The sequence below is a fragment of the Qipengyuania oceanensis genome, assembly GCF_009827535.1.
Taxonomy (GTDB): Bacteria; Pseudomonadota; Alphaproteobacteria; order Sphingomonadales; family Sphingomonadaceae; genus Qipengyuania_C; species Qipengyuania_C oceanensis.
The window spans coordinates 203,186-227,293 of sequence record NZ_WTYN01000001.1 but is presented as its reverse complement, the minus strand read 5'-3'; the positions used below and the strand labels follow the sequence as shown (position 1 = coordinate 227,293).

The window sequence follows — 24,108 nt, the reverse complement described above, 5'->3', positions numbered from 1 at the left end:
CCGCCTCAGCTAGCGGGTAACCAGTTTCCGTGAAAGCCCGGAGGCACGATGTGCGGGATGTGCACCCGTGCCACGTCGTCGAGCGTCATCGCATCGAGGATGGCGAAATCGGTCGTTCGGGCATTTCGGTCGACGATGTAACCCATCAGGCAGCCATCGCCTTCGGGCGCGTCCTTGGCGCGCGGTACGAAGACGAACTCGCCCGGCACGCACCCCTCGCCCAGTTCGCGCGTTACGCGCTCGCCGGTTTCGAGGTCGTGGCGATAAAGCGGCATGGGCGCGACGAATTCGAGGTCCTGGTCGGCCGGCAGACCCATCGACCACAGGTAGCGATAGTCTTGAGCGAAGTACCGCTCGTCGGGTCGCGGAAATTCCTGGGCATCGGGATCGAGCGTCTCGCGCTGCACCTTCAAGGCGCCCGGCGCGATGGTCCAGCGCTCGAGCCCCAGCGGCTTTCCGTAAGGGCCGGGCGCGTCGCCATCGAACATGGTCTCGTAGACGCAGGCGTCGATGACCACCGTGCCGTCGGCTTTCTCGTAGCTGTTGCCGATGTGGAAGACATAGCACGGATCGACATCGACCCAGCGGACGTCGTCGTTCGTCCCGCCGCGCGGAAGCAGGCCGACGCGCGCCTGATGCTCCGGGTTCCAGCGATACGGAAAGCGGTAACCGGCAATCAGGGTCTTCATCGAGAAGCACACCGGCAGGTCGAGGATGACCACGTGGTTCTGCGTCAGCGCGCAATCGTGGATGGAGGGTCCGTTGCGGACGGAGATCGGCGTTTCGCGCAGCACGGTGCCGTGTTCGTCCATCGCCACGTGGCGGATCGTCTTGTCGTCCGCCCCGTCGTAACAGATCGCATGATATTCGCCGGTCGCGGAACACTGGTGCGGATGCGCGGTGAAGGAGCCCGTCAGACCACCGCCGAAATCGGAATAGGCGACGCTGTCGAGGTTCTCGTCGAGTTCGACGGGGAAGGATCCGGCCTCGACCAGCGCCATGGTCCTGCCGCCTACCTGCAGGATGTTGGTATTGACGCTGTCCCCGAAACCGCGGCGCGGCCCGCCGACTGCCTTTGGACCGCCTTCGCGCTCGAGATCATTCGAGCGGATGTAGCGGTTGCGATACCATTCGGCCTTGCCGTCGCGAATGCGGACGCCGTGGACCATGCCGTCGCCGATGAACCAGTGGTGGCCGGATTTCGTAGCGTCGAAGGGGTTCGGCCCGATGCGGGCATAAGTGCCATCGAGTTCGGTCGGGATCGAGCCGGTGACAGCCAGATCGTCCAGCGTCTTTTCCTCGCGCATCGGAGTATGGATCCCGCCGAGGAACGGGTTCTGCGCCGCATCGCCGAGCCGTTTGCGGTTTCGCTCCGCGACACCGGTAATGAGCGGGGTGACTGCCTTGCGGATGGTTTTCTCGATGACGCTTGCCATGATCGACTCGGACCTTCTATGATGTGAACAACGTCAACATAGCAGTAATGGTAACAGTGTCAACATCAACCGACAGCTATCATCACGGAAGCCTGCGCGAAGCGCTGATCGAGGCCGGCATTGCCTCGCTGGAGGGGGCCGACGGCAAGGATGTCTCGTTGCGCGCGTTGGCCCGCGAAGTTGGCGTCTCGCCGACCGCGGTCTATCGCCACTTTCCCGACAAGCAGGCCCTCATGGAAGCGCTGGCACTCGAAGGGCTGAATCGTCTCGGCGCGGCGCAGCTGGCGGCGGCAGAAAAGGCTGGCGGCGGGCCATCGGGCTTCGCGGAAACGGGGCGAGCCTATGTGCGCTTCGCATTGGCGCACCCTGCCCTCTTCCGGCTCATGTTCACTCAGGGCGACCCTATCTCGGATCACCAAGCCAGCGATCCGGCTCGTGAACTCCTGACTGCCAACACGCGGATGCTGGCCGGCGACCGGAAGAACGCGGAGCGGCTCGCGCTGCAGGCCTGGTCGATCGCGCACGGGATCGCGATGCTCATGCTCGACGGGCGCATTCCTGCAGACGACGAACTCATCGACGTGCTGCTCGATACCGGGTCGCTTTTCTCGGTTCAGGGAAGCAATAGGGACGAGTCGCCGTAGCTGTAGAAGCGGTATTCGTGCCCGATCGCATGGGCATAGACGGCCTGCATCCGTTCCAGACCCATCAGCGCGCTGACCAGCATGAACAGCGTCGATTTCGGCAGGTGGAAGTTGGTCATCAGCCCGTCGATCGCTTTGAAGCGATACCCAGGCGTGATGAAGATGTCGGTGTCCCCTTCCCACGCGGCCAGTTTGCCGTCCTCCCCCGCCGCGCTCTCGAGGACACGCAGACTGGTGGTTCCGACCGAGATGATCCGGCCGCCCGCTGCCCGGGCCGCATTGAGCCGCTCCGCCGTGGCGGCATCGATCCGCCCCCATTCGGAATGCATGACGTGTTCGGTAGTGTCCTCGGCCTTCACCGGCAGGAAGGTCCCTGCCCCGACATGCAATGTCAGCGTTTCGGTGAGAACTCCGCGCTCTGCCAATGCCGCCATAAGGTCATCGGTGAAATGAAGCGCAGCCGTCGGCGCGGCGACCGCCCCGTCCTTTTCGGCAAACATGGTCTGGTAATCCGAGCGGTCCTGTTCGTCGGTCGCCCGCTTGCCCGCGATATAGGGCGGCAGCGGCATTGTCCCGGCCCGTTCCAGCAGCACTTCGACCGGCTCGTCGCCTTCGAAGGCGAGCGTGAAACTGCCGTCGGCATGGCGTGTCTCGGCGAATGCGGTAACGCCCTGCGGAAATTCGACCCGATCGCCTTCGCGCAGCCGCTTGGCGTTGCGGACGAACGCCTGCCAGCGCCTGAGGTCGATCCGCTTGTGAAGGGTCGCGCCGATCTTGGCGTCGCCCCTTCTGCCCTCGAGCCGGGCCGGGATGACGCGGGTGTCGTTGAAAACGAGCATGTCGCCGGGCTCGAGCATCTGCGGCAGGTCCCTCACGGACCTGTCGATGGTCTCGTGCGGGCCGCGTGCCACGAGCATCCGTGCGCTGTCGCGCGGCCGCGCGGGACGCAGCGCAATGCGTTCCGGCGGAAGCTCGAAATCGAAGAGGTCGACTTTCATGCCGCGCCCTTAGGGCAGCGGACAGGCAAGCGGAAGATCAGCTTGCCGGCGCGCTCAGCATATCGGCGGTCACTGCCTCGTCCTGCACGGGAGCGGGCGCCATGCGTGCCGGGACGGGCTTGTTGTCCGATGCGATCGACGCCTGGAGCACCCTGGTCGGGTTCTGGGGCGGTTCGCCGCGGGTGATTGCGTCGACGGCAGCCATGTTCGAGATCACTCGACCGAAATTGGTGTAGCGGTTGTCGAGGCTGAAGCGCGGGTAGAAAACGATGAAGAACTGGCTGTTCGCACTGTCTTCGCTGGCCGCGCGCGCCATCGATACGGTGCCGCGGATGTGCGGCATGCGGTTGAATTCCTCGGCCAGATCGGGAAGCTGCGAGCCGCCCTGCCCGGTTCCCGTCGGATCGCCGGTCTGCGCCATGAACCCGTCGATGACGCGGTGGAAGATGACCCCGTCGTAGAAGCCGCTGCGAGCCAGCGTCTTGATGCGCTCGACATGGTTGGGAGCCCAGCTCGGCATGAGCCGGATGGCAACCCGCTCGCCATTCGACAGGTCGAGAAACAGGATGTCGTCGCGGTCTTCCGAGAGGTTGAAGTTCACCGACTTGAAAACCCGGGTGTCTGCCTCGGCGGCGACGGCCGGCTCGGCGCTCGCGCCCTCTTCCTGGGCCTGCGCCATGGCAGGCAGCATGGCGGCAGAGAGAAGCGCGCCGGCGGCGATCATGCGTTTGATCATGGGATTCCCGTCAGGTGATCGAAATTGATTGATGCGCCGCTTACCCAAGCGCGACTGTCGGTTCAATGAATAGCTGTGGAAACGCGCCGCTTCAGTAATCGCCGAGCCGGCCCAGCTCCTCGACGCGAGCTTCCACGTCTTCGCAAACCTGGCTGCTCACGAACGGCCGGATGTCGCCGCCAAACAGTGCGATCTCCTTGACCAGCTTGCTGGCAATGGGCTGCAGAGACACATCCGCCATCAGGAACACCGTCTCGATATCGTCGTCGAGCTGCTGGTTCATTCCCGCCATCTGGTACTCGTATTCGAAATCGGCGACAGCTCGAAGCCCGCGAATCAGGACGTTGGCGCCCTGTTTCTGCGCGAATTTCACCAGCAGCGCATTGAACCCGACGACTTCGACGTTGGAGATGCCCATGTTGGCGATCTCCCGCTCGACCATGGCAAAGCGTTCCTCGGTCGAGAACATGGGGTTCTTCGACGGATTGGTCGTCACCCCGATGATGAGCTTGTCGACCAGCTTGCTGCCGCGACGGATGATGTCCGCATGGCCGAGTGTGATCGGGTCGAACGTGCCCGGATAGATGCCGATACGCGGTGTGCTCACCTGTCTCTCTCCACGATGAAACGCGCCAGTTCGCGCAAGAGGTCGGCTTCCTCGCCATAGGCGGACAAGTGCCCGATCGCCTGGTCGACCAGCATGCGTGCCTGGGCGCGGGCCTTGTCGCTGCCCATCAGCGAAACGAAGGTCTGCTTGCCCTGTTCGCCATCCTTGCGAAGCGCCTTGCCGGCCAGTTCCTCGTCGCCTTCCTCGTCGAGCAGGTCGTCGACGATCTGGAATGCGAGCCCGATGTCGCGGGCGTAGCCCCGCAGGTGCGTACGGCCCTCCGGCGGAACGTGGCCGAGGATGGCCCCCATCTCCACGCTCGCGCTGAGCAGCGCACCGGTTTTCAACTGCTGCAGCCGGGTGATCGAATGGAGGTCGTATTCCGAATGCTCGGACGCCATATCCATGACCTGCCCACCCGCCATTCCGTTCATCCCCGACGCGGTCGCCAGCGCGGATACCAGCTCGGCGCGCACGAACGGGTCGGGCAGTTCTGCTGCGTCGGACAGTATCTCGAAAGCCAGCGCATGGAGCGAATCTCCGGCAAGCACGGCGATCGCCTCGTCATAGGCGCGGTGCACGGTCGGCTTGCCATGGCGCAACTCGTCGTCGTCCATGCAGGGAAGGTCATCGTGGATCAGCGAGTAGACGTGGATCGATTCGACCGCGCAGCCGACCCGCACCGCGATTTCGCGATCGACCCCGTGCAGTTCGGCGGTCGAGACCAGCAGCAACGGGCGCACCCGCTTGCCGCCGCCGATCGCGGCGTAGCGCATCGCTTCGAACAGCGGGGCGCGGGTATCGTCGGGGACCGGCAGGAGGCCGTCGAAGCAGGCATCGACCTCAGCCTGAATGCGGCTGAGCGCGTCCGGCAATAGCGCCCGGTTGGCCTCGGCCAGTTCCACGTCAGCTGCCCGCGTCGAAGGGGACGGTGCCTGTCGCTCTGCCATCGCTGCCCGCGACGATCTTCTCGATCCGGGCCTGCGCGGCGTCGAGCCGTGCCTGGCAATGGGCGCGCAGCTTCTCGCCCCGTTCGTAAAGTTCGATCGACTGGTCGAGCGGCACTTCGCCACCTTCAAGCTTGCGAACGACATCTTCGAGAGCGCGCAGCGCGTCCTCGAAACTCATCTCGGAAATCTGTCCGGGGGCCTCACTCATGGCGCGAAGCATTGACCGCCACGGCGCGCGGGGTCAAGCTGTAGGAAAACAGGGGACAGAGCAATGAAGTGGATTATCGCCTACGTCGCTGCCGCCGTGGCTTTCGGGTTGCTCGATGCCATGTGGCTGCGTTGGGCGGGCCCCAATCTCTACCGGCCGGTGATCGGTCCGATCATGGCGGAGGACTTCCGCAAGGGCGCGGCGATCGCGTTCTACCTGCTCTACCTGCTCGGCATGATGTGGTTCGCAGTGAAGCCGGGTCTGGCTGCCGGCAATGTCGGCACCGCGATGCTGAACGGCGCGCTGCTGGGCGCGCTGTGCTATGCCACCTTCGACCTCACGAGCCAGGCGATCATGAAGGTCTGGGCCACGCATATCAGCCTTGCCGACATCGCCTGGGGCGCTTTCGCGACGGCGATTGCCGCGGGCGTCGGAACATGGGCCGCACTCAAGTTCGGCTAGGCGGGGAAATTTCGCCTCGGCAGGTGTCCACGGCCTAGCGCATCCGGCCCCTCGCGGCTAAGTGCGCGGGCATGGCTACGCACACGTCCGAAATCACCCCGGAGATCGTCGAACAGCACGGGCTCAGCCCCGAGGAATACGAGCGCGTCCTCAATGCCCTAGGGCGCGAGCCAAACCTGGTCGAGCTCGGCATTTTCTCGGTGATGTGGAGCGAGCATTGCTCCTACAAATCGAGCCGTCTGCACCTCAAGAAGCTGCCGACCGAGGCACCGTGGGTGATCTGCGGCCCGGGCGAGAACGCAGGGGTGATCGATATCGGTGACGGGCAGGCGGCGATCTTCAAGATGGAGTCGCATAACCACCCCAGCTACATCGAGCCCTACCAGGGTGCGGCGACTGGCGTGGGCGGCATCCTGCGCGATGTGTTCACCATGGGCGCGCGTCCGGTAGCAAACGCCAACGCCCTGCGCTTCGGGCGTCCCGACCATCCGAAGATGAAGCACCTGGTGCAAGGCGTGGTCGCGGGGATCGGCGGCTACGGCAATTGTGTGGGCGTGCCGACGGTGTGCGGCGAGACGAACTTCCACCCGGCCTACGACGGCAACATCCTGGTCAACGCGATGACGGTGGGCGTCGCCGATGCCGACAAGATCTTCTATTCGGCCGCGACCGGCGTCGGCAATCCGATCGTCTACGTCGGTTCCAAGACCGGCCGCGACGGTATTCACGGCGCGACCATGGCCAGCGCGGATTTCGAGGAAGATGCCGAAGCCAAGCGCCCGACCGTGCAGGTCGGCGATCCCTTCACCGAGAAGCTGCTGATCGAGGCCTGCCTCGAGCTGATGGCGACCGATGCCATCGTCGCGATCCAGGACATGGGCGCGGCGGGCCTGACTTCCTCGTCGGTCGAAATGGCGACCAACGGCAAGGCGGGGATCCGGCTCGACATGAACAAGGTGCCGTGCCGCGAGGAGGGCATGACGCCCTACGAGATGATGCTGAGCGAGAGCCAGGAGCGGATGCTCATGGTTCTGAAGCCCGGCAAGGAAGCCATGGCGGAAGCGATCTTCAGGAAGTGGGAGCTCGACTTCGCGGTGATCGGCGAAGTCACCGATACACGGCACATGGAGCTCGAATTCGATGGCGAGGTCGTGTGCGACATCCCGCTCGGCCCCCTCGCCGCCGACGCGCCCGAATACGACCGCCCCTATCTGCCGATGGACGAATACAAGGCCTGGGCGGGCGTGAAGCCGCTAACCGATATTCCCGAATGCAGCGATCCGGGCGCCGACCTCGTCACGCTCATGGGGAGCCCCGCACTCGCATCACGCCGCTGGATCTCCGAGCAGTACGACAGCCAGGTCGGTGCGGACACGCTACAGACCGGCGGCGATGCGGGTGTCGTGCGCGTGCATGGTACCAGGAAGGCGCTGGCGATCAGCACCGATTGCACGCCGCGCTATGTCTACGCCGACCCCTACGAGGGCGGGAAGCAGGCGATTGCCGAGGCATACCGGAACCTGTGCGCAGTCGGCGCGCGCCCGCTTGCGGTGACCAATTGCCTCAACTTCGCCAATCCGCAGCGGCCCGAGATCATGAGCCAGTTCGTCCACGCCCTGGAAGGCATGGGCGATGCCTGCCGCGCGCTCGACTTCCCGATCGTGAGCGGCAACGTCAGCCTCTATAACGAGAGCAAGGCGACCGGCGGCGGTTCGGCCATTCTCCCCACCCCCGCGATCGGCGGGGTCGGCATCATCGACGACTACGCGACCATGATGACGACGGGTTTCAAAAACGACGGCGACGCGATCTACCTGCTTGCGCCCGAATTCTGGGCGCGGCCCGACACGACCCGTTCGCATCTCGGAAAGTCGCTGTGGATGAGCATCGTCCACGGCAATGACGACGGGCGCGCGCCGCCGGTCGACCTTGCTGCCGAGCGCGGCGCAGGCGAGATCGTGCGGCGGCTGATCGGCGAGGGCCTCGTCAACGCCGTGCACGACGTGTCGGACGGTGGCCTTGCCGTCGCCCTCGCCGAAATGGCGCTCGCGGGCGGCATCGGTGCGCAAGTGGAAGGCAGCCCTAACTACACCGCAGCTCAATGGTGGTTCGGCGAAGACCAGGCGCGCTACGTGATGACGGTCAGCGCGGACAAGATCGAAGCGTTCAACGCGATCCTCGCCGAAGGTCCGGAGAACGACGAGGCGGCGCTCGTCGGTTTCCACCGGATCGGTACGGTCGGCGGCGATTCCCTGCTCGGCACTTCCTTGGCGAGCATGCGCGAAGCCCACGAGAGCTTTTTCCGCGAGTGGATGGGCATGTGAGCGGGGGCCACCGGCCCTACCCGCTCCTTCCAGCGCTGACCGACGAGCAGCGCATCGCCCGCGCCGAAGCGGCATTCGAACGGCTGCGGACCCGGCGCAGTTGCCGGGGCTTTGCCGACACCCCGGTCCCGCGCGAGATTATCCAATTCGCGATCCGCGCTGCCGGGACGGCACCCAGCGGGGCCAACCACCAGCCATGGCATTTCGCCGCGATCGGCTCGGCGGAAACGAAACGCGCAATCCGCGAAGCGGCCGAGGCGGAAGAGCGGCGGTTCTACGGCAGCGACGGCGATGCGCCGAAAGCCGGCGACGAGTGGCTGGGCGCACTCGATCCGATCGGAACCGATGCGGACAAGCCGTTCCTCGAGACCGCTCCCTGGCTCATCGTCTGCTTCGCCCAGCGCAAGGGCGGGATCGACGAGGATGCCGAAACGCAGAATTACTATGTCGCCGAAAGCGTCGGAATCGCCTGCGGAATGCTGATTGCGACGCTGCACGAGGCCGGGCTCGCAACGCTGACGCACACCCCTTCATCGATGGGCTTCCTGCGCGACATCTGCGAGCGACCCGCGAGCGAAAAGCCGCTGATGATCGTGGTCGTGGGGCACCCGGCGGCCGACGCCACCGTCCCCGAACACGCTCTGAAGAAGAAGCCGCTGGACCAGATCGCCAGCTGGCTTTGACCGTCAGGCTGCGGCCAGCTCTTCCGATTCCCGGCGCGGCGCGAGCAAATCGTAGGGATCGATCCCTTCGCTGCGCCAGATGCGATGGCATTCGTGGTACCAGCTAGGCGTCGGAATGTTGAATTGCTTGCGCGCCTCGGCAAGGTCCATCGCCAGCAGTTCGCGGATCGACATCCCGACGATCGAAGGGCAGGCGACGCCCGTCCGGTGCGCCTGGCGAACCGCCTTGAAGACCGGGGCCTTGCTCTTGACCGTCTTCTTCATGTGGACCGCGCCGGCATAGCCGATCAGCAGGTGGCCGTGACTGGGGTTCTGGCCGTGCGTGAACAGCAGCACGCATTGTTCGCCAAGACCATCGCGGCCATAGCCCGTCAGCACGTGCATCAGGTCATGCGTGTCGCGCAGGCGAAACCCGTAGAACTGGATGAGATCGTCATAGGTCGGGCGGCCCGACTTCTCCGATTCTTCCACCAGCCCGGCAGCCGACAGCCCTTCGCGCTCCATAAAATCGCAATAGGCATGGGCGACGGAACCCGCCGGCAGCCGGCGGAGCGCATCGTGATCGTCGAGAATGGACGGGAGGTAGCCTTCGGTTGCCCGCAGCTTCTCGCCCTGCTCGCTCAGCATGAGATTGCGCACGCGCGGCATGAAATCCTTGTGCGGCAGCGCTTCGAAGATCTTGAAGACCTCGGCGGTGTCTTCCTTGTCCTTCAGCAGCTCGCGGAAATGGTGCCACGCCTTGAGGGGCTCGTACTTCGGCTCGGGCCGCTCGGGCGCGCGCAGCGGCGTACCGTCGGGGGCGCATTCGACGCCCGTGGCGTCTCGTGAAATCACACTGGCATCGGTCATGACGGGCCTCTCATACTGACACGAATGTCAATATAAGGTTTCGAAACGATATGTAAATCGCCCGCGTCCGATGCCGGTCAGGCAGCCAGCCAGTCGCTTTCCGGAATACCTAGCAATCGCAGGACCGACGTGAGATCGCCCCGGCCGATCCGCCCGTTGGCCGCGGCCGCCGCCCTGGGCTTGGCGTGGTAGGCGATCCCGTATGTCGCAGACCCGATCATCGGGATGTCGTTTGCGCCGTCGCCGGTAGCCAGCGACACCGCGCCATCGCCCAGCTTCTCGAGCTCTTCCAGCAGGACACGCTGTTTCGTCGAACTGTCTGTTATCGCGCCCACCAGTTCGCCCGTCAGCTGCCCTTCGGCAACGGCAAGGCGGTTGCCGACCACGCGCTCGAAACCCAGGTCCTCGCCGACCCGATCGGCAAAATGGTGGAATCCGCCGGTGACGAGAACCGTGCGGCAACCGCGCGCCTTCAGTGTCGCGACAAGCCGGCGCGCACCGTCCATCGGCCGGATCCGCTCGGCAAGGCACGCATCGATCGCATCCTCGCCCAGCCCTTCCAGCAGGCCGACGCGTTCGCGCAGCGCGCTCTCGAAATCGAGCTCGCCCTGCATCGCGCGCTCTGTGATCGCGGCGATCCGCTCCTTCAGCCCGGCATAATCGGCGAGTTCGTCGATGCATTCCTGCCCGATCATCGTCGAATCCATGTCGGACACGAAGAGGTGGGGCACGTCGATCTCGCGGTCGCTGACGAGGATGTCGCTGGGATCGAAATGTTCGGCAAGGATGGCGGCCACCGCTTGCGGGCTGCCATCCGGCAGCATGATCTGGAGAACGTCGCCGCAGAAATCGAGCATGGTCGCCGCCGCAACGCGCAGGTCAGCCTGCTCCAGCGCGGCAGATGCCGCGTCGAGGCGAGTTTCCAGAGTGGCCGGGTCTGCTATCACCCGCGCGATGAGCACGTTACCGTCTCCCGAAAATGCGACCGGATTGCCGCCGGTCGCGCTCATTGCAGGGCCGACCGCGAGCGGCAAGAGCGATCTGGCCGTGCGGCTGGCGCAGGCGATCGAGGACAAAGGCAGGCGCGCGGTCATCGTCAACGCCGACAGCGCGCAGGTCTATGCCGACTTGCAGGTGCTGAGCGCCCGCCCGACTGACGAAGAGACGGGCGGGATCGAGCATCGCCTGTTCGGCACATGGGACGGCGCGCAAGCGTGTTCGGCAGCGGATTGGGCGAGCGCCGCGAGAGGCGAGATCGAGGCGCTCCACCGGGACGGCGCGGTGCCAATCTTGGTCGGCGGGACCGGCCTCTATATCCGCACGCTGCTCGACGGGATCGCGGACATTCCGGCGATCGATCCGCAGATCCGGCGCGAGATTCGCGGCCTCGATACCGAAACCGCCTATGCCAGACTCCTGAACGAGGACCCCGTGCGCGCAGCGGCCCTCGCCCCGGCAGACAACCAGCGGATCACCCGCGCACTGGAAGTCGTCCTGTCTACCGGCAAACCGCTTGGCGAGTGGCAGCAGAGCAAGACCGGCGGCATCGGCGCGGCGATCGATCTCCATCCGCTGATCCTGCTGCCGGATCGCGAGTGGCTCTACGACCGGTGCGACCGCAGGTTCGCCCAAATGCTGGAACTTGGCGCGGTCGCCGAAGTCGAGGAATTGCTCGCGCGCGAACTCGACCCCGCCCTGCCCGTGATGCGGGCGATCGGCGTGCCCGAGATCGCCGGCTGGCTGCGCGGCGACGCGAGCCGCGAGGCGATGATCACGGCCGGGCAGCAGGCGACCCGCAATTACGCCAAGCGGCAATACACCTGGTTCCGCCGCCAGCCGCCGCAGGACTGGGCGCGCGCAGGGACGGAAAACATCGATATTACGACTCAGTTTGCACGATTATTACAAAATTAGCGGTTGACGCGCTATTTCGTGTCTTATAGTGCGGCGATGAATGGAGCTGGAGAGGATGACCCGGTGCCCACGCGGCATCGGGTCGATCTTTGTCTGGCGATAGCAAATGCTGGCTCGGCTTGCGGACCTCCCCCCGCTAGAAGACCGTGCAACAGGAAAGAGGTGTACCCGTGTCCGAAGAACGCAGCGGCGCGAACATATTGGTCGAATGCCTGGTGCGGCAGGGCGTCGAATTCGTTTTCGGCTATCCCGGCGGCGCAGTCCTGCCGATTTACGACGAACTGTTCTCCGACGAGCGGCTGCGTCACATCCTCGTCCGCCACGAAGCGGGTGCGGCCCATGCGGCGGAAGGCTATGCCCGCTCGACCGGCAAGCCCGGCGTGGTGCTCGTCACCAGCGGCCCGGGTGCGACCAACGCGATCACCGGGATCGCCGATGCGTACATGGATTCGATCCCGATGGTGGTCATCACCGGCCAGGTGCCGACCGCGCTCATTGGAACGGACGCTTTCCAGGAAGCCGATACGATCGGCATCACCCGGCACTGCACCAAGCACAATTACCTCGTGAAGGATCCGGAAGACCTGCGCCGGACCATCGACGAGGCGTTCCGCATCGCGACCACCGGTCGCCCCGGCCCGGTCGTGGTCGACATTCCCAAGGACGTGCAGATCGCGCTAGCGAGCTGGAGCGAGCAGTCGAACGACACCCTCGCCTCCTCGCGCTACAATCCGCAGACCGTCGGCAGCATCGACGAGATCATCGACGCGGTCGAACTGCTCGCAAACGCCGAAGCACCGGTGATCTACTCGGGCGGCGGCGTAATAAATTCCGGCCCCCGTGCCAGCGAATTGCTGCGCCAGCTCCAGGACCTGACCGGTGCTCCGGTGACCAGCACGCTGATGGGCCTCGGCTGTTTTCCAGCCGACCATCCCGACTGGCTCGGCATGCTGGGAATGCACGGCACTTACGAAGCGAACATGGCTATGAACCGCTGCGACGTGATGCTGTGCGTGGGCGCGCGCTTCGACGACCGGGTGACCGGCAGGCTCGATGCCTTCGCGCCCAATTCCAAGAAGATCCACATCGATATCGACCGCGCATCGATCAACAAGGTCGTGCCGGTGGACATCGGCATCGTCGGCGACTGCGGCCAGGTGCTCGAGCAGATCCTCGGCGCGTGGGGAGATCGCAAGCCGCGCGACCTCGGCGAATGGAAGGCGCGGATCGCCGGCTGGCGCGCACGCGAAAGCCTCGCCTATCCCGACGATCGCGAGATGATCATGCCGCAAAAGGCCGTCCAGCGCCTGTTCGAGCTGACGAAGGACCGCGACCCGATCATCACCACCGAGGTCGGCCAGCACCAGATGTGGGCGGCGCAGTATTTCGGTTTCTTCGGCCCGAACAAGTGGCTCACCAGCGGCGGCCTCGGCACGATGGGCTACGGCCTGCCCGCCGCCATCGGCGCGCAACTGGGCAATCCGGACAGCCTGGTGATCGACATCGCGGGCGAAGCCAGCATCCAGATGAACATCCAGGAACTGGGCACCGCCAGCCAGTATCGCCTGCCGGTCAAGATCTTCATTCTCAACAACGAATACATGGGCATGGTCCGCCAGTGGCAGGAACTGACCTACGAAAGCCGCTATTCGAACAGCTATTCCGACAGCCTTCCGGACTTCGTCCGGCTGGCAGAGGCATACGGTTGGAAAGGCATCCGGATCGAGAACGAGGCCGGCCTCGATGCAGGCATCCAGGCGATGCTCGACCATGACGGTCCGGTGATCGTCGACTGCATGGTTTCCAAGCACGCCAACTGTTTCCCGATGATCCCGAGCGGCGCGGCGCACACCGACATGCTGCTCTATGGCGACCAGGTGCAAGGCACGATGGACGACGAAGCGAAAGCCCTGGTCTGATGCATATCAAACAGCAGCATTCCGAGCGGCACGTACTCGCCGTGACGGTCGATAACGAGGCGGGCATCCTCGCCAAGATCGCCGGGCTCTTCACCGCGCGCGGCTACAACATCGACAGCCTGACCGTGGCCGACATCAACGAAAGCCACAACGTCAGCCGGATCACCATCGTCACCAACGGCCCGCCGGAGGTGATCGACCAGATCGAGGCGCAGCTGGAACGGCTGGTGCCGGTCCACAAGGTCGTCGACCTGACCACCGCCGGACCGCACGTCGAGCGCGAGATCGCACTGGTCAAGGTCAGGGGCACGGGCGATGCGCGGGTCGAGGCGTTGCGGATCGCGGACGTGTTCCGCGCCAGCGTGGTCGACACCACGACGGAGAGCTTCGTGTTCGAACTGACCGGATCGACCAGCAAGATCGACAATTTCATCGCCCTGATGCGCGAACTCGGCCTGGTCGAGGTAGGTCGCTCGGGCGTGGTCGGCATGATGCGCGGGCCGGAAGGGGCATAGCCACGAGCCGGAGCCCCTGTCCAAGCTGGGTTCGGGCAAAGCCAAGACAGAATTTGTAGACAGCGCTACCGGCATCGGCTGGAGCGACGACGAAGCGAAAAAGGGAAATGCCGTGAAAGTCTATTACGACGCCGACGCCGATCTGGGCCTCATCACCGACAAGAAGATCGCCGTGCTCGGCTATGGCAGCCAGGGCCACGCCCACGCGCAGAACCTGCGCGACAGCGGCGTGAAGGAGGTGGCCATCGCGCTGCGCGAAGGATCGGCCACGGCCCGCAAGGCCGAGAATGCCGGGTTCAAGGTGCTCTCGAACAGCGAGGCGGCAGAATGGGCCGACATCCTGATGATCCTCGCGCCGGACGAGCACCAGGCAGCGATTTGGGAGAACGACCTCAAGGGCAAGATGAAGCCGGGCAGCGCGCTCGCCTTCGCGCACGGCCTCAACATCCACTTCGGCCTGATCGAGGCGCCGCAGGACATCGACGTCATCATGATCGCGCCCAAGGGCCCGGGCCACACGGTCCGCTCCGAATACCAGAAGGGCGGCGGCGTGCCTTGCCTCATCGCGGTCCACCAGGATGCGAGCGGCAATGCGCACGATGTCGCACTCGCCTATGCGCGCGGCGTGGGAGGCGGCCGTTCGGGCATCATCGAGACCAATTTCAAGGAAGAGTGCGAGACCGATCTCTTCGGCGAGCAGGCCGTGCTGTGCGGCGGCATCACTCACCTGATCCAGGCCGGTTTCGAAACGCTGACCGAGGCTGGTTACGCCCCCGAAATGGCCTATTTCGAGTGCCTCCACGAAACCAAGCTGATCGTCGACCTTCTGTATGAAGGCGGCATCGCCAACATGCGCTATTCGATCTCTAACACCGCCGAATACGGGGACATCAAGACCGGTCCGCGGATCATCACGGAAGAAACCAAGGCCGAGATGAAGCGCGTCCTTAAGGACATCCAGTCGGGCCGTTTCGTAAAGGACTTCGTGCTCGACAACCGCGCCGGCCAGCCGGAACTAAAGGCCAGCCGCAAGGCCGCCGAAGCCCATCCGATCGAGAAGACCGGGGCGGAACTGCGCGCAATGATGCCGTGGATCACCGCCAACAAGCTGGTCGACAAGGACAAGAACTGACGCACGGCGCAAAAACGCTAACGAAGCGGAGACGACGCATGAAGAAACTTCTCGCAGCCCTCGCCCTCGCAGGAGCCGGCACGATCGGCGCCGTGTCGATCGCCGCGCAGGATGCGCCGCAGCTACCGGGCGTTGTCGATGCCTCACGCGTCACGGCGGGCACCTACGCACTCGACCCGGCGCATACGCTGGTATCGTGGCGCGTGAACCACTTCGGCTTCAACGACTACATCGGTCTGTTCGGCAACATCTCCGGCACGATGGAGCTCGATCCTGCAAACATCGCGACCAGCAGCTTCGACCTGTTGATCCCGATCGCGGAAGTCACCGTGGCGAGCTCCGGCCTGAAGGATCACCTCCTGCGGGCGGGCAAGGACGGCAAGGCACCCGATTTCTTCGGCCCGGCGCCCGAACCGGCGAAGTTCGTCTCGACCAACGTCCGCCAGACGGGCGAGACGAGCGCGCTCGTCACCGGAATGCTCACGATGAACGGCAAGACCGGGCCGGTCGCCATACTCGTTCAGTTTACCGGAGCGGGGGCCAACCCGATGAGCAAGGCCGAGACGATCGGCTTCGAAGGGCGCGCCGTGATCGATCGCACGCAATGGGGCATCGACTATGCTGCTCCGATGGTCGGCAAGGAAGTCGAACTGCACATCTCGGCAGCTTTCGAGAAACAGTAGGCACGGCCGCCACGGCCTTGCCGCATCAGCCGGTACCGCGCTATCCGGTCGCCCCTTCGAGGAGGTTCGTATGAGCGCGAGCAACGTCCTGCGGTTTGCGTGCCAGTGCGGCGCGGTTCGCGGCAAGATCGCCAACGCCGACCCCCGGCACGGCGATTACGTCGTGTGTCACTGCAGCGATTGCCAGGATCTTACGCGCTACCTCGGCCAGGCCGACCGGGTGCTCGATGCACACGGCGGGAGCCACCTTTACCAGTCGCGCTGCGCCAGCGTCACCGTCGACCAGGGGCGCGAACGCCTCGCCGGCCTGCACATGACCGAGGAAGGCACGCTGCGCTGGTACGCGGAATGCTGCAATACGCCGCTGTTCAACACCTATGCCAACGGCAAGATACCCTACATCACCACGCAACTCGCAGCCTGCGATGGTACGGGACGCGGCAGCCTCGGCACCCCTCTCGGCCATCTGTTCCTCGCCGACGCGACCGGTGACGTGTCGGGACTGCGGGCATTGAAAATGAACAAACTGATGCGCCGTTTCTTCGTGCGGATGGTGAAAGACGTCGTTTCGGGAGATCGGCGGCGTGCCGCGCTGTTCGATGCACGGACGCTCGAGCCGATCGCTGCTCCGAAACGACTGACGGCTGCAGAGCGGGCTATGGGAATTGCGCCATGAAGCTTTCGGACTGTCACAACATCGACGACTTTCGCACGCTCGCGAAGGCGCGGCTGCCGTGGCCGGTGTTCGATTACATCGACGGTGCGGCGGACGACGAGTTGACCAAGGCGCGCAATAGCAGCGCCTTCGACGAAGCCGATCTCGTGCCCGACGTCCTCGCAGGCGTTGCAGAGATTGACACGAGCTGCACGATCATGGGCCGGACCAGCGCCCTGCCCCTGATGCTCAGCCCCACCGCCGTCCAGCGCGCCTTTCACTGGCAAGGCGAAAAGGCCGTGGCGCGGGCAGCGGAGAAGTTCGGCTTGTGGTTCGGGATATCAAGCCTCGCGACGCATTCGATCGAGGACATCGCCGCGCTGACCGGCGGCCCGAAGCTGTTCCAGCTCTACGTCCACAAGGACAAGGGGCTCAACGCCAGCATGATCGAGCGTTGCCAGCACTCGGGTTTCGATGCGCTGGCGCTGACGGTCGACACCATCGTTTCCGGCAAGCGCGAACGGTGCCTGCGCTCGGGCTTCACCACCCCGCCCCGCTTCTCGCCCTCGGCCATCTGGAGCTACGCCACGCGCCCGCGCTGGACGCTCGACTACCTGCTGCGCGACAAGTTCCGCCTGCCCAACCTCGATACGCACGTCGCCGAAGGAAGCGGCAAGGCAGTGAGCATCGCGGACTATTTCAACACCATGCTCGACACCTCGATGGACTGGGACACGGCCGCGAGGATCCGGCAGGACTGGGGCGGCACCTTCTGCCTCAAGGGCGTGATGAGCGCAGGCGACGCGCGGCGGGCGGTCGAAATCGGAGCAGACGCGATCATGGTGTCGAACCACGGGGGCAGGCAACTGGACGGCAGCCGGTCGCCCTTCGACCAGATCCGCGAGATCGAGGATGCGGTCGGCGGCGAGATCGAGATCATCTGCGATGGCGGCGTGCGGCGCGGTACGCACGTGCTGAAAGCTATCTGTGCAGGCGCGACCGCGGCGAGCGGCGGCCGGCTCTATCTCTATGCGCTGGCAGCTGCCGGACAGGACGGGGTTGAGCGTGCGCTTGGCATCTTGCGGGACGAGATCGAACGCGGGATGCGGCTGATGGGCGTTACCTCGGTCTCGCAGTTGACGGCGGAGCGGCTTCGCTGGCGCTGAGCTGTCACGAAAGCGCAAACTTGCTGTCGTCTTGGGCGGGCGAACCACTCCTGAAAGCCCGCAAGCATGATCCGATTCGCTTTTCTTCCCCTGGCTGCCGCACTGGCGCTGAGCGCCTGCGGACAGACGAAAACTGCCGACGGCGAGAATGCCGACGATTTCGCCGCGCGCGTCAACGGTGGCTCGGCCACCGCCAGCACGACGCCCCAGGCAGGCGCTACGCCTGCCGCGACCGCTACGCCGATGCCCGGTGCGGCCGAGGGCCAGTTCGTGCCCGGGACCGCGACCGATCCGCAGGCAAACGGTTGCGCCGCGCCCAAGGTCGCGCCCTTCTATGGCAAGCAGGCGGACGAGCCGACGCGGGTTGCGATCATGGAAGCCATCGCGCCGCAGCGAGACGTGCGCTTCCTCTTGCCCGGATCGACCGTTCAGCCCGACCCGAACTCCCGGCGGCTCAATGTCATGCTCGATGCGAGCGGCATCATCCGCGACGCACGCTGCGGCAACTGATCCCGGCTAGCTGGCGACCATCTTGCCGAAGCAGGCGCGCAATTCCCCCGCGAACAGTTCCGGCTGCTCCCAGGCGGCGAAATGCCCGCCCTTGGGCAGATCGTTCCAGTAGACGAGGTGGGTGTAACGGCGCTCGGCCCACTTGCGCGGTGCAGGGATGATTTCCCTGGGGAACTGGCTCGCACCGGCCGGAATGGCCACTTGTCCTTCGCCGAACTTGCTGAAGCTCTCCCAGTACAACCGTGCGGAAGACGCGCCGGTCGCGGGCAACCAGTAGAGCATGATGTTGTCGAGGATCCGGTCCTTGCTCAGCGCGTCGTAGGGCGAGCCCGAATTGTCGGTCCACGCCCACATCTTTTCGAGGATCCAGCCCGCCAGCCCGACCGGCGAATCGACCAGGCCGTATCCCACGGTCTGCGGGCGGGTCTTCTGCTGGGTCGAATAACCGCTGTCCCAGTCCTGGTAATGCTTGAGCGCCATCAGCGCCTTGAGCTCTTCCGGCGAGGGGTTGGCCATCTCCTCCGGAGTGGGCGAGCCGATCGGCATGTTCACGTGGATACCGATGCAGCCCTCGGGCGCCTGCGCGCCGATCGCGGTGGTCACAGCGCTGCCCCAGTCGCCGCCCTGCGCCACCCATCTTTCGTAGCCGAGGCGTCGCATCAGTTCCGCCCAGGCGGTCGCAATCGTCTCCACGCCCCAACCGGTTTGCTCCGGCTTGCCGGAAAATCCGAACCCGGGAAGCGAGGGCGCGATGACGTGGAATGGCTGCCCGTCTTCCGGTTCGGTCAGCAGCGGGATCACGTCGAGGAACTCGACCACAGAACCCGGCCAGCCATGCGTGATCAGCAGCGGCATTGCATCCGCGCGGCTCGAGCGCACGTGCAGGAAATGCACCGCCAACCCGTCGATCTCGGTGACGTGCTGGCCGAGCGCGTTGAGTTCCGCCTCGCAGCGCCGCCAGTCGTAGCTGTCACGCCAATAGGCGACGAGATCCTTGAGCGTGTCGAGCTTCGTGCCCTGCGACCAGTCGTTGACCGGCTCCTTTTCGGGCCAGCGGGTATCGTCGATCTTGCGGTGCAGCCGGTCGATCTCGGCCTGCAGGATGTCGAGCGTGAACGGGCGGACGTCGCTCATGCCCCGTCACTCTTGCGCGCGGCCTCGGAAGCGGCCTGCACCCGGCCCAGGTCCATCAACAGCACGGTGCTCGTCGCCTTGGCGAGGACGGTTCCGTCCGGCGCCTTCAAGTGCCCTTCGTAGAAACTCGTGCGCTTGCCGTGCTTCACCACCCAGGCCTCGGCTATCACCTTGCCGGGGCGCGCCGGACCGAAATAGCTGACCTTGAATTCCAGCGTCATCGGCACGACGCCCGGCCCGTTCTTCGCCATGCAGGCGTGCGCCATCGCCGCGTCGATCCACACCGTCACGAAGCCGCCCTGCACCACGCCGCCCGAATGGCATTGCGACATGCGCGCCTCGAACTCCATCGTGGCCTTGCCTTCGGAATCGGTCGAAACGACCTCGACCAGTCCCATTTCCTCGTAGAGCGTCTCGGGCGCGCGTGCGGCTTCCGGCATAAAGTCTCCCTTGCATCAGGCCGATTTTTCCCTGCGATGCCCGCGCAGCTTTCGCTTTACAAGCCCGCCGTGGCGACCCATACCCGTGCCCATGATCCGCATCGGCAGCCTGCTTCCGCTACGACTTATCCGCCCTTGGGCGTGAGATAACGCGTGCTCCGGGCGCGCGGATCGCCCAAGGGACATCACCTGCCCGGCACATCTTCGAAGCAGACTTGACGGACCCATCGGATGCCCATGCTGAGCGAACCTTCGCGTAAATATCGCGCTTTCCCGCAGATCGACCTGCCGAACCGGCAGTGGCCGAGCCAGACCATCACCGCCCCGCCGCGCTGGCTTTCGACCGACCTTCGCGATGGCAACCAGGCCATCGTCGACCCGATGGATTCGGTGAAGAAGAACCGGTTCTTCGACCTGCTCGTCGAAATCGGCCTGAAGGAAATCGAGGTCGGCTTCCCGAGCGCGGGCGCGACGGAATTCGATTTCATTTCCGGCCTGGTCCGCTCCGGCCGTATTCCGGAGGACGTCTTCGTCCAGGTTCTGACACAGAGCCGTGAGGACCTGATCCGCACCAGCTTCGAAAGCCTGGCCGGTGCCAGGCAGGCGATCGTCCACCTCTACAATGCAGTCAGCCCGGCCTGGCGCGACATCGTGTTCCGAATGAGCAAGGACGAGGTCCGCCAGATCGCCGTCGACGGCGCGAAAGTGCTGCGCGACGAGGCTGGCAGGCGCCCCGATACCGACTGGCATTTCGAGTACTCGCCCGAAACCTTCTCGACTGCGGAAATCGATTTCAGCATCGAGGTGTGCGAGGCGGTGATGGACGTGCTCGCGCCCACGCCCGATCATCCGATCATCCTCAACCTCCCGGCCACGGTCGAGGCGGCGACGCCCAATGTCTACGCCGACCAGATCGAGTATTTCTGCCGCAACCTTCCCAACCGCGAGAGCGCGGTCATTAGCCTGCACACCCACAACGATCGCGGGACGGGAGTGGCCGCGGCCGAGCTCGGCCTGATGGCGGGCGCGGACCGGGTCGAGGGGTGCCTGTTCGGCAATGGCGAGCGGACCGGCAACTGCTGCCTCGTGACAGTTGCGCTCAACATGTACACGCAAGGCGTCGATCCTGGCCTAGACTTCTCCGACATCGACCGGGTTATCGAGACTGTCGAATACTGCAACCAGATCCCCGTCCACGAACGCCATCCCTATGGCGGCGAGCTGGTCTTCACGGCATTTTCCGGCAGCCACCAGGATGCGATCAAGAAAGGCTTCGAAGCCAACGAGAAGCAGAACGACGAGCACTGGCGCGTCCCCTACCTGCCGATCGACCCGGCGGATCTGGGTCGCAGTTACGAAGCGGTCATCCGCGTCAATTCGCAATCCGGCAAGGGCGGTTTCGCCTGGGTGCTCGAAAAGGACCAGGGACTGAAGCTCCCCAAGAAGATGCAGGCCGATTTCTCGAAGGCAGTGCAGAACATGGCCGACGATCTCGGCCGCGAGCTGAACGCCACCGACATCTGGGACGCTTTCCGCAAGACCTATCACGTCCAGACGCATCCCAAGCATTTCCAGCTGGTCGATTACGAGGAAACCCGCGCATCCGACGGCACGCGGATCTTTGCCGGCACGATCGCGGTCGAGGGACAGGAGCAGCGCGTTTCGGGTCGCGGCAATGGCCTGATTTCCTCGGTCGTCTCGACGATCGAGGATGCCTTCGGCCTGCACCTGGAAATCTGCGATTACACCGAACACGCGCTCGGTACCGGTCGCGACGCACGCGCGGCAGCCTATCTCGAATGCCGCGACGGAGCCGGCAATACCATCTGGGGCTGCGGCATCGACGAGGACGTCGCAACCGCCAGCGTCCGGGCCGTGCTTAGCGCGGCGAATTCGGCTGTCGGCAAAGGATAGGCAATCGCCAGTTTCCGAGTTGGCTTTCGCCTGCCCTTATGCCGGGATGACGCTTGGTAAGGCCTTCAGTTTGAGGTCTCAGAACGGCGCTGGCCACGCATAGGTGACTTTTGCCGCGGATATCGTTTCCGCTCCGGACAGGTAGGCGTGGATGAGCGGGCCGTCGGGCTGCGAGAAGGTGATGCGCGTTGCAGAAACGCCGTGCGGCCAATCGACCGGCCGGACGGAGGCCAGCCTGTCCCAGTTGATCTTCGCGATCGCCTCGTCAGCATCGCAAGGCTGCTCTTGCGCTCCTGTCCAATCACCGCAGGCAATCGGTAATGCTCGCTGGCGCCCATCGTCGACGGCGCCGGTCAATTCGATGAATTGTCGCAAGCGTTGCTCATGTTCGGGCGGCTGACCGAGACTGGCATAACGCTCGCTCGGTAATGATGCGCAATCAGCGTCGGTCGCAGTTTCAGCCAAGACTGCGGTTTGCGGGAGACCGTACACCCTGAACAGACGCTTGGGATCGTCGGCACTGCGTTCGGCGAGCGGTTTACCGCTTTCACCATCAGGCCAGTCGAATGTAGCGACTATTCTGCGCGCTTTGCACAGTCGGCCGCCGCCCGCGCTGCCCTGCTCTTGAAAGGATATGTGACCGAGCGATGGATCGCGGATCTCTCCGTGTGGTCCGGGTCCGGTGTCCGGAAGATATGCGCCGACGATGTCGTCATGAGGAAATTCTGCCAGAAGCAAATCCGCCAGCTTGTCGGACGACATGGCTTCGGCTTCGGTTCGGGAAAGCATTGCATCGGGGATTTGAGCCGCCCCCATCGCCATCACCAGAAGACCAAGCACGATATCATCTCCCTGTTCTCAATGACTTATCACCGAGAAGACTACTGCTCTTGCCGAAATGTGCAACCCTTCGGGTCGGAAAACCCGGTTTCGATCATGCATGGCGGCATCCCGAATGGCCGTGATCGTGTCGTTGGCAAACGTGATCGCAAGGCCGGGTTTGCATCTCGCGCACGCAGTGATGGGCCGACATTTTTCCGGCCCTTTCCTACCGATCCACAATCGTCGAATGGACTGCGATGCGGAGTTGCGATCGAGCGCAGAGTTTTCCTTGCCATGTGAGTGCTCCACGTGCTCCATCGATAAGGACTGAGCGGAGAGAGAGCCTACAATGACCGAAGCGATCATCGAACCCGACCTGCCGATTATTGATCCCCATCATCACCTGTGGGACCTGCGTCCGCTGATCGACGCCTTCCCGCAGCCGCGGCACGACTTCCTCGAAGCGCTGGTCGATGCAAGCTACTACACCTTCGACGAACTTCATGCCGATACGCATTCGGGCCACAACATCGTCGGCACGGTGTTCATGGAATGCGGCGCCTTCTACGATGCGAGCCGCGGCGATGAGAAAAAGACCGTCGGCGAAGTCGAGTTCGTCAACGGCGTGGCTGCCCAAGGCGCCAGCGGTCTCTATGGTGCCTATCGCCCCTGCGCCGCGATCATCGGCCATGCCGACCTCACGCTCGGTGCCAGAGCCGGCGAAGTACTCGATGCGCTGCATGCCGCCTCGCCCACCCGCTTCAAGGGAATCCGGCACGCCGCCGCATGGGATGCGGACCCCGATGTGCTCGGCCCCCCGTTCCACCATCCCGAAGGGCTCTACCGCGACGCGGCGTTCCGCGAAGGCTTCGCGGAACTGGGCAAGCGCGGAATGACCTTCGATGCCTGGCTGCTCGAACCGCAGTTGGCCGATGTGCTCGACCTGGCGCGCGCCTTCCCCGATCAGCCCATCTGCCTCGATCACTGCGGCACCCCGCTCAACATCGGCTGTTATCGCGGCAAGCTGGACGAGCATTTCGATCGCTGGGAAGCCTCGATCCGCGAGATCGCGACGTGCGAGAACGTCGTGGTCAAGCTGGGCGGCCTCGCCATGGCGTTCTGCGGACTGCCCGAGGAAGGCCCGGCCGCGGGCAAGGGATCGGAAGAACTCGCCGCGATGTGGAAGCCCTATATCGACACCTGCATCGACGCTTTTGGGGCGGATCGCGCCATGTTCGAAAGCAATTATCCGGTCGATCGCTGGGGCGCGAGCTACGCGGTGCTGTGGAACTCCTTCAAACGGCTCGCGTCGGGTGCTTCCGACAGCGAGAAATCCGCTCTGTTCGCCGGGACCGCTGCGCGCTTCTACGGGATCGAACACCTGCTCGACTGAGCCTAGCAAAATGC

At 64.5% G+C, this 24,108-nt stretch carries 25 protein-coding genes; 14 read left to right on the top strand and 11 right to left on the bottom strand.

Annotated elements, in window-relative coordinates:
* Positions 1–5: 5 nt before the first annotated feature.
* Complete coding sequence (locus GRI48_RS01105; RefSeq protein WP_160670162.1) at positions 6–1,436, bottom strand: 8'-apo-carotenoid 13,14-cleaving dioxygenase; 1,431 nt, start codon at positions 1,434–1,436, stop codon at positions 6–8.
* A gap of 47 nt (positions 1,437–1,483) precedes the next feature.
* Between GRI48_RS01105 and GRI48_RS01100 the strand changes: the two genes are divergently transcribed.
* Positions 1,484–2,080, top strand: coding sequence for a TetR/AcrR family transcriptional regulator (locus tag GRI48_RS01100; RefSeq protein WP_160670159.1), 597 nt, complete (start codon positions 1,484–1,486; stop codon positions 2,078–2,080).
* Here the strand turns inward: GRI48_RS01100 and queA are convergent.
* The 5 genes from queA to GRI48_RS01075 all read right to left on the bottom strand — a co-directional run bounded on the left by queA (position 2,050) and on the right by GRI48_RS01075 (position 5,579).
* Positions 2,050–3,078 (bottom strand): tRNA preQ1(34) S-adenosylmethionine ribosyltransferase-isomerase QueA, encoded by a 1,029-nt coding sequence (gene queA / locus GRI48_RS01095; RefSeq protein WP_160670156.1) that lies wholly within the window; start codon positions 3,076–3,078, stop codon positions 2,050–2,052. The two genes, GRI48_RS01100 and queA, sit on opposite strands and share 31 nt — an antisense overlap.
* 37 nt (positions 3,079–3,115) lie before the next feature.
* Entirely contained in the window at positions 3,116–3,814 is a 699-nt protein-coding gene (locus GRI48_RS01090; RefSeq protein WP_160670153.1) for a peptidylprolyl isomerase, read from the bottom strand.
* A gap of 91 nt (positions 3,815–3,905) precedes the next feature.
* Positions 3,906–4,421, bottom strand: a complete 516-nt coding sequence (coaD, locus tag GRI48_RS01085) for a pantetheine-phosphate adenylyltransferase (RefSeq protein ID WP_160670150.1) — start codon at positions 4,419–4,421, stop codon at positions 3,906–3,908.
* A complete protein-coding gene (locus GRI48_RS01080) occupies positions 4,418–5,326 on the bottom strand; it encodes a polyprenyl synthetase family protein (protein WP_337190742.1) in 909 nt (302 codons plus the stop codon). Before GRI48_RS01080 ends, coaD begins: the two co-directional genes overlap by 4 nt.
* A 1-nt stretch (position 5,327) precedes the next feature.
* Entirely contained in the window at positions 5,328–5,579 is a 252-nt protein-coding gene (locus GRI48_RS01075) for an exodeoxyribonuclease VII small subunit (protein WP_160670144.1), read from the bottom strand.
* Between the two features lie 63 nt (positions 5,580–5,642).
* Here GRI48_RS01075 and GRI48_RS01070 point away from each other — a divergent pair, with 63 nt between their 5' ends.
* From GRI48_RS01070 to GRI48_RS01060, 3 genes are all read left to right on the top strand, one after another.
* Positions 5,643–6,041 (top strand): DUF2177 family protein, encoded by a 399-nt coding sequence (locus GRI48_RS01070; protein ID WP_160670141.1) that lies wholly within the window; start codon positions 5,643–5,645, stop codon positions 6,039–6,041.
* Positions 6,042–6,112: 71 nt separating this feature from the next.
* Positions 6,113–8,365, top strand: a complete 2,253-nt coding sequence (gene purL, locus GRI48_RS01065) for a phosphoribosylformylglycinamidine synthase subunit PurL (protein WP_160670138.1) — start codon at positions 6,113–6,115, stop codon at positions 8,363–8,365.
* Positions 8,362–9,048, top strand: a complete 687-nt coding sequence (locus GRI48_RS01060) for a nitroreductase family protein (protein WP_160670135.1) — start codon at positions 8,362–8,364, stop codon at positions 9,046–9,048. The genes purL and GRI48_RS01060 overlap by 4 nt, the downstream gene beginning before the upstream one ends.
* Positions 9,049–9,051: 3 nt before the next feature.
* Here GRI48_RS01060 and GRI48_RS01055 read toward each other — a convergent pair whose 3' ends face one another.
* Together GRI48_RS01055 and serB are read right to left on the bottom strand one after the other, a co-directional pair.
* Positions 9,052–9,897, bottom strand: a complete 846-nt coding sequence (locus GRI48_RS01055; protein WP_160670132.1) for a Coq4 family protein — start codon at positions 9,895–9,897, stop codon at positions 9,052–9,054.
* A 77-nt stretch (positions 9,898–9,974) separates the two neighbouring features.
* On the bottom strand, positions 9,975–10,907 hold the full coding sequence (serB, locus tag GRI48_RS01050; protein WP_202389159.1) for a phosphoserine phosphatase SerB: 933 nt from the start codon (positions 10,905–10,907) through the stop codon (positions 9,975–9,977).
* Between serB and miaA the strand changes: the two genes are divergently transcribed.
* From miaA to GRI48_RS01010, 8 genes are all read left to right on the top strand, one after another.
* Positions 10,852–11,811, top strand: coding sequence for a tRNA (adenosine(37)-N6)-dimethylallyltransferase MiaA (gene miaA / locus GRI48_RS01045; protein WP_160670129.1), 960 nt, complete (start codon positions 10,852–10,854; stop codon positions 11,809–11,811). The genes serB and miaA overlap by 56 nt on opposite strands.
* 170 nt (positions 11,812–11,981) lie before the next feature.
* Positions 11,982–13,730, top strand: coding sequence for an acetolactate synthase 3 large subunit (locus GRI48_RS01040; protein ID WP_160670126.1), 1,749 nt, complete (start codon positions 11,982–11,984; stop codon positions 13,728–13,730).
* Complete coding sequence (gene ilvN / locus GRI48_RS01035) at positions 13,730–14,245, top strand: acetolactate synthase small subunit (protein WP_160670123.1); 516 nt, start codon at positions 13,730–13,732, stop codon at positions 14,243–14,245. Before GRI48_RS01040 ends, ilvN begins: the two co-directional genes overlap by 1 nt.
* A gap of 73 nt (positions 14,246–14,318) precedes the next feature.
* Entirely contained in the window at positions 14,319–15,377 is a 1,059-nt protein-coding gene (gene ilvC, locus GRI48_RS01030) for a ketol-acid reductoisomerase (protein ID WP_160675186.1), read from the top strand.
* Positions 15,378–15,415: 38 nt separating this feature from the next.
* The gene (locus GRI48_RS01025; RefSeq protein ID WP_160670120.1) at positions 15,416–16,060 is read left to right on the top strand and encodes a YceI family protein; all 645 of its coding nucleotides are present in this window, start codon (positions 15,416–15,418) and stop codon (positions 16,058–16,060) included.
* 70 nt (positions 16,061–16,130) lie between these two features.
* Entirely contained in the window at positions 16,131–16,736 is a 606-nt protein-coding gene (locus GRI48_RS01020; protein WP_160670117.1) for a DUF6151 family protein, read from the top strand.
* Entirely contained in the window at positions 16,733–17,881 is a 1,149-nt protein-coding gene (locus GRI48_RS01015) for an alpha-hydroxy acid oxidase (RefSeq protein ID WP_160670114.1), read from the top strand. The genes GRI48_RS01020 and GRI48_RS01015 overlap by 4 nt, the downstream gene beginning before the upstream one ends.
* A 66-nt stretch (positions 17,882–17,947) precedes the next feature.
* Positions 17,948–18,391 carry a hypothetical protein gene (locus GRI48_RS01010; protein WP_160670111.1) on the top strand — a complete coding sequence of 148 codons (444 nt, stop codon included), beginning with the start codon at positions 17,948–17,950 and terminating at the stop codon, positions 18,389–18,391.
* Between the two features lie 6 nt (positions 18,392–18,397).
* Here GRI48_RS01010 and GRI48_RS01005 read toward each other — a convergent pair whose 3' ends face one another.
* Both GRI48_RS01005 and GRI48_RS01000 read right to left on the bottom strand, forming a co-directional pair.
* A complete protein-coding gene (locus GRI48_RS01005; protein ID WP_160670108.1) occupies positions 18,398–19,525 on the bottom strand; it encodes an epoxide hydrolase family protein in 1,128 nt (375 codons plus the stop codon).
* A complete protein-coding gene (locus GRI48_RS01000) occupies positions 19,522–19,965 on the bottom strand; it encodes a PaaI family thioesterase (RefSeq protein ID WP_160670105.1) in 444 nt (147 codons plus the stop codon). Before GRI48_RS01000 ends, GRI48_RS01005 begins: the two co-directional genes overlap by 4 nt.
* Positions 19,966–20,196: 231 nt before the next feature.
* On the opposite strand from GRI48_RS01000, the gene leuA reads away from it, so the two are divergent.
* A complete protein-coding gene (leuA, locus tag GRI48_RS00995) occupies positions 20,197–21,879 on the top strand; it encodes a 2-isopropylmalate synthase (RefSeq protein WP_160670102.1) in 1,683 nt (560 codons plus the stop codon).
* A 78-nt stretch (positions 21,880–21,957) separates the two neighbouring features.
* Here leuA and GRI48_RS00990 read toward each other — a convergent pair whose 3' ends face one another.
* Positions 21,958–22,719 carry a hypothetical protein gene (locus GRI48_RS00990; protein WP_160670099.1) on the bottom strand — a complete coding sequence of 254 codons (762 nt, stop codon included), beginning with the start codon at positions 22,717–22,719 and terminating at the stop codon, positions 21,958–21,960.
* 331 nt (positions 22,720–23,050) lie between these two features.
* Between GRI48_RS00990 and GRI48_RS00985 the strand changes: the two genes are divergently transcribed.
* Positions 23,051–24,094, top strand: a complete 1,044-nt coding sequence (locus GRI48_RS00985; RefSeq protein ID WP_160670096.1) for an amidohydrolase family protein — start codon at positions 23,051–23,053, stop codon at positions 24,092–24,094.
* Positions 24,095–24,108 lie beyond the last annotated feature (14 nt).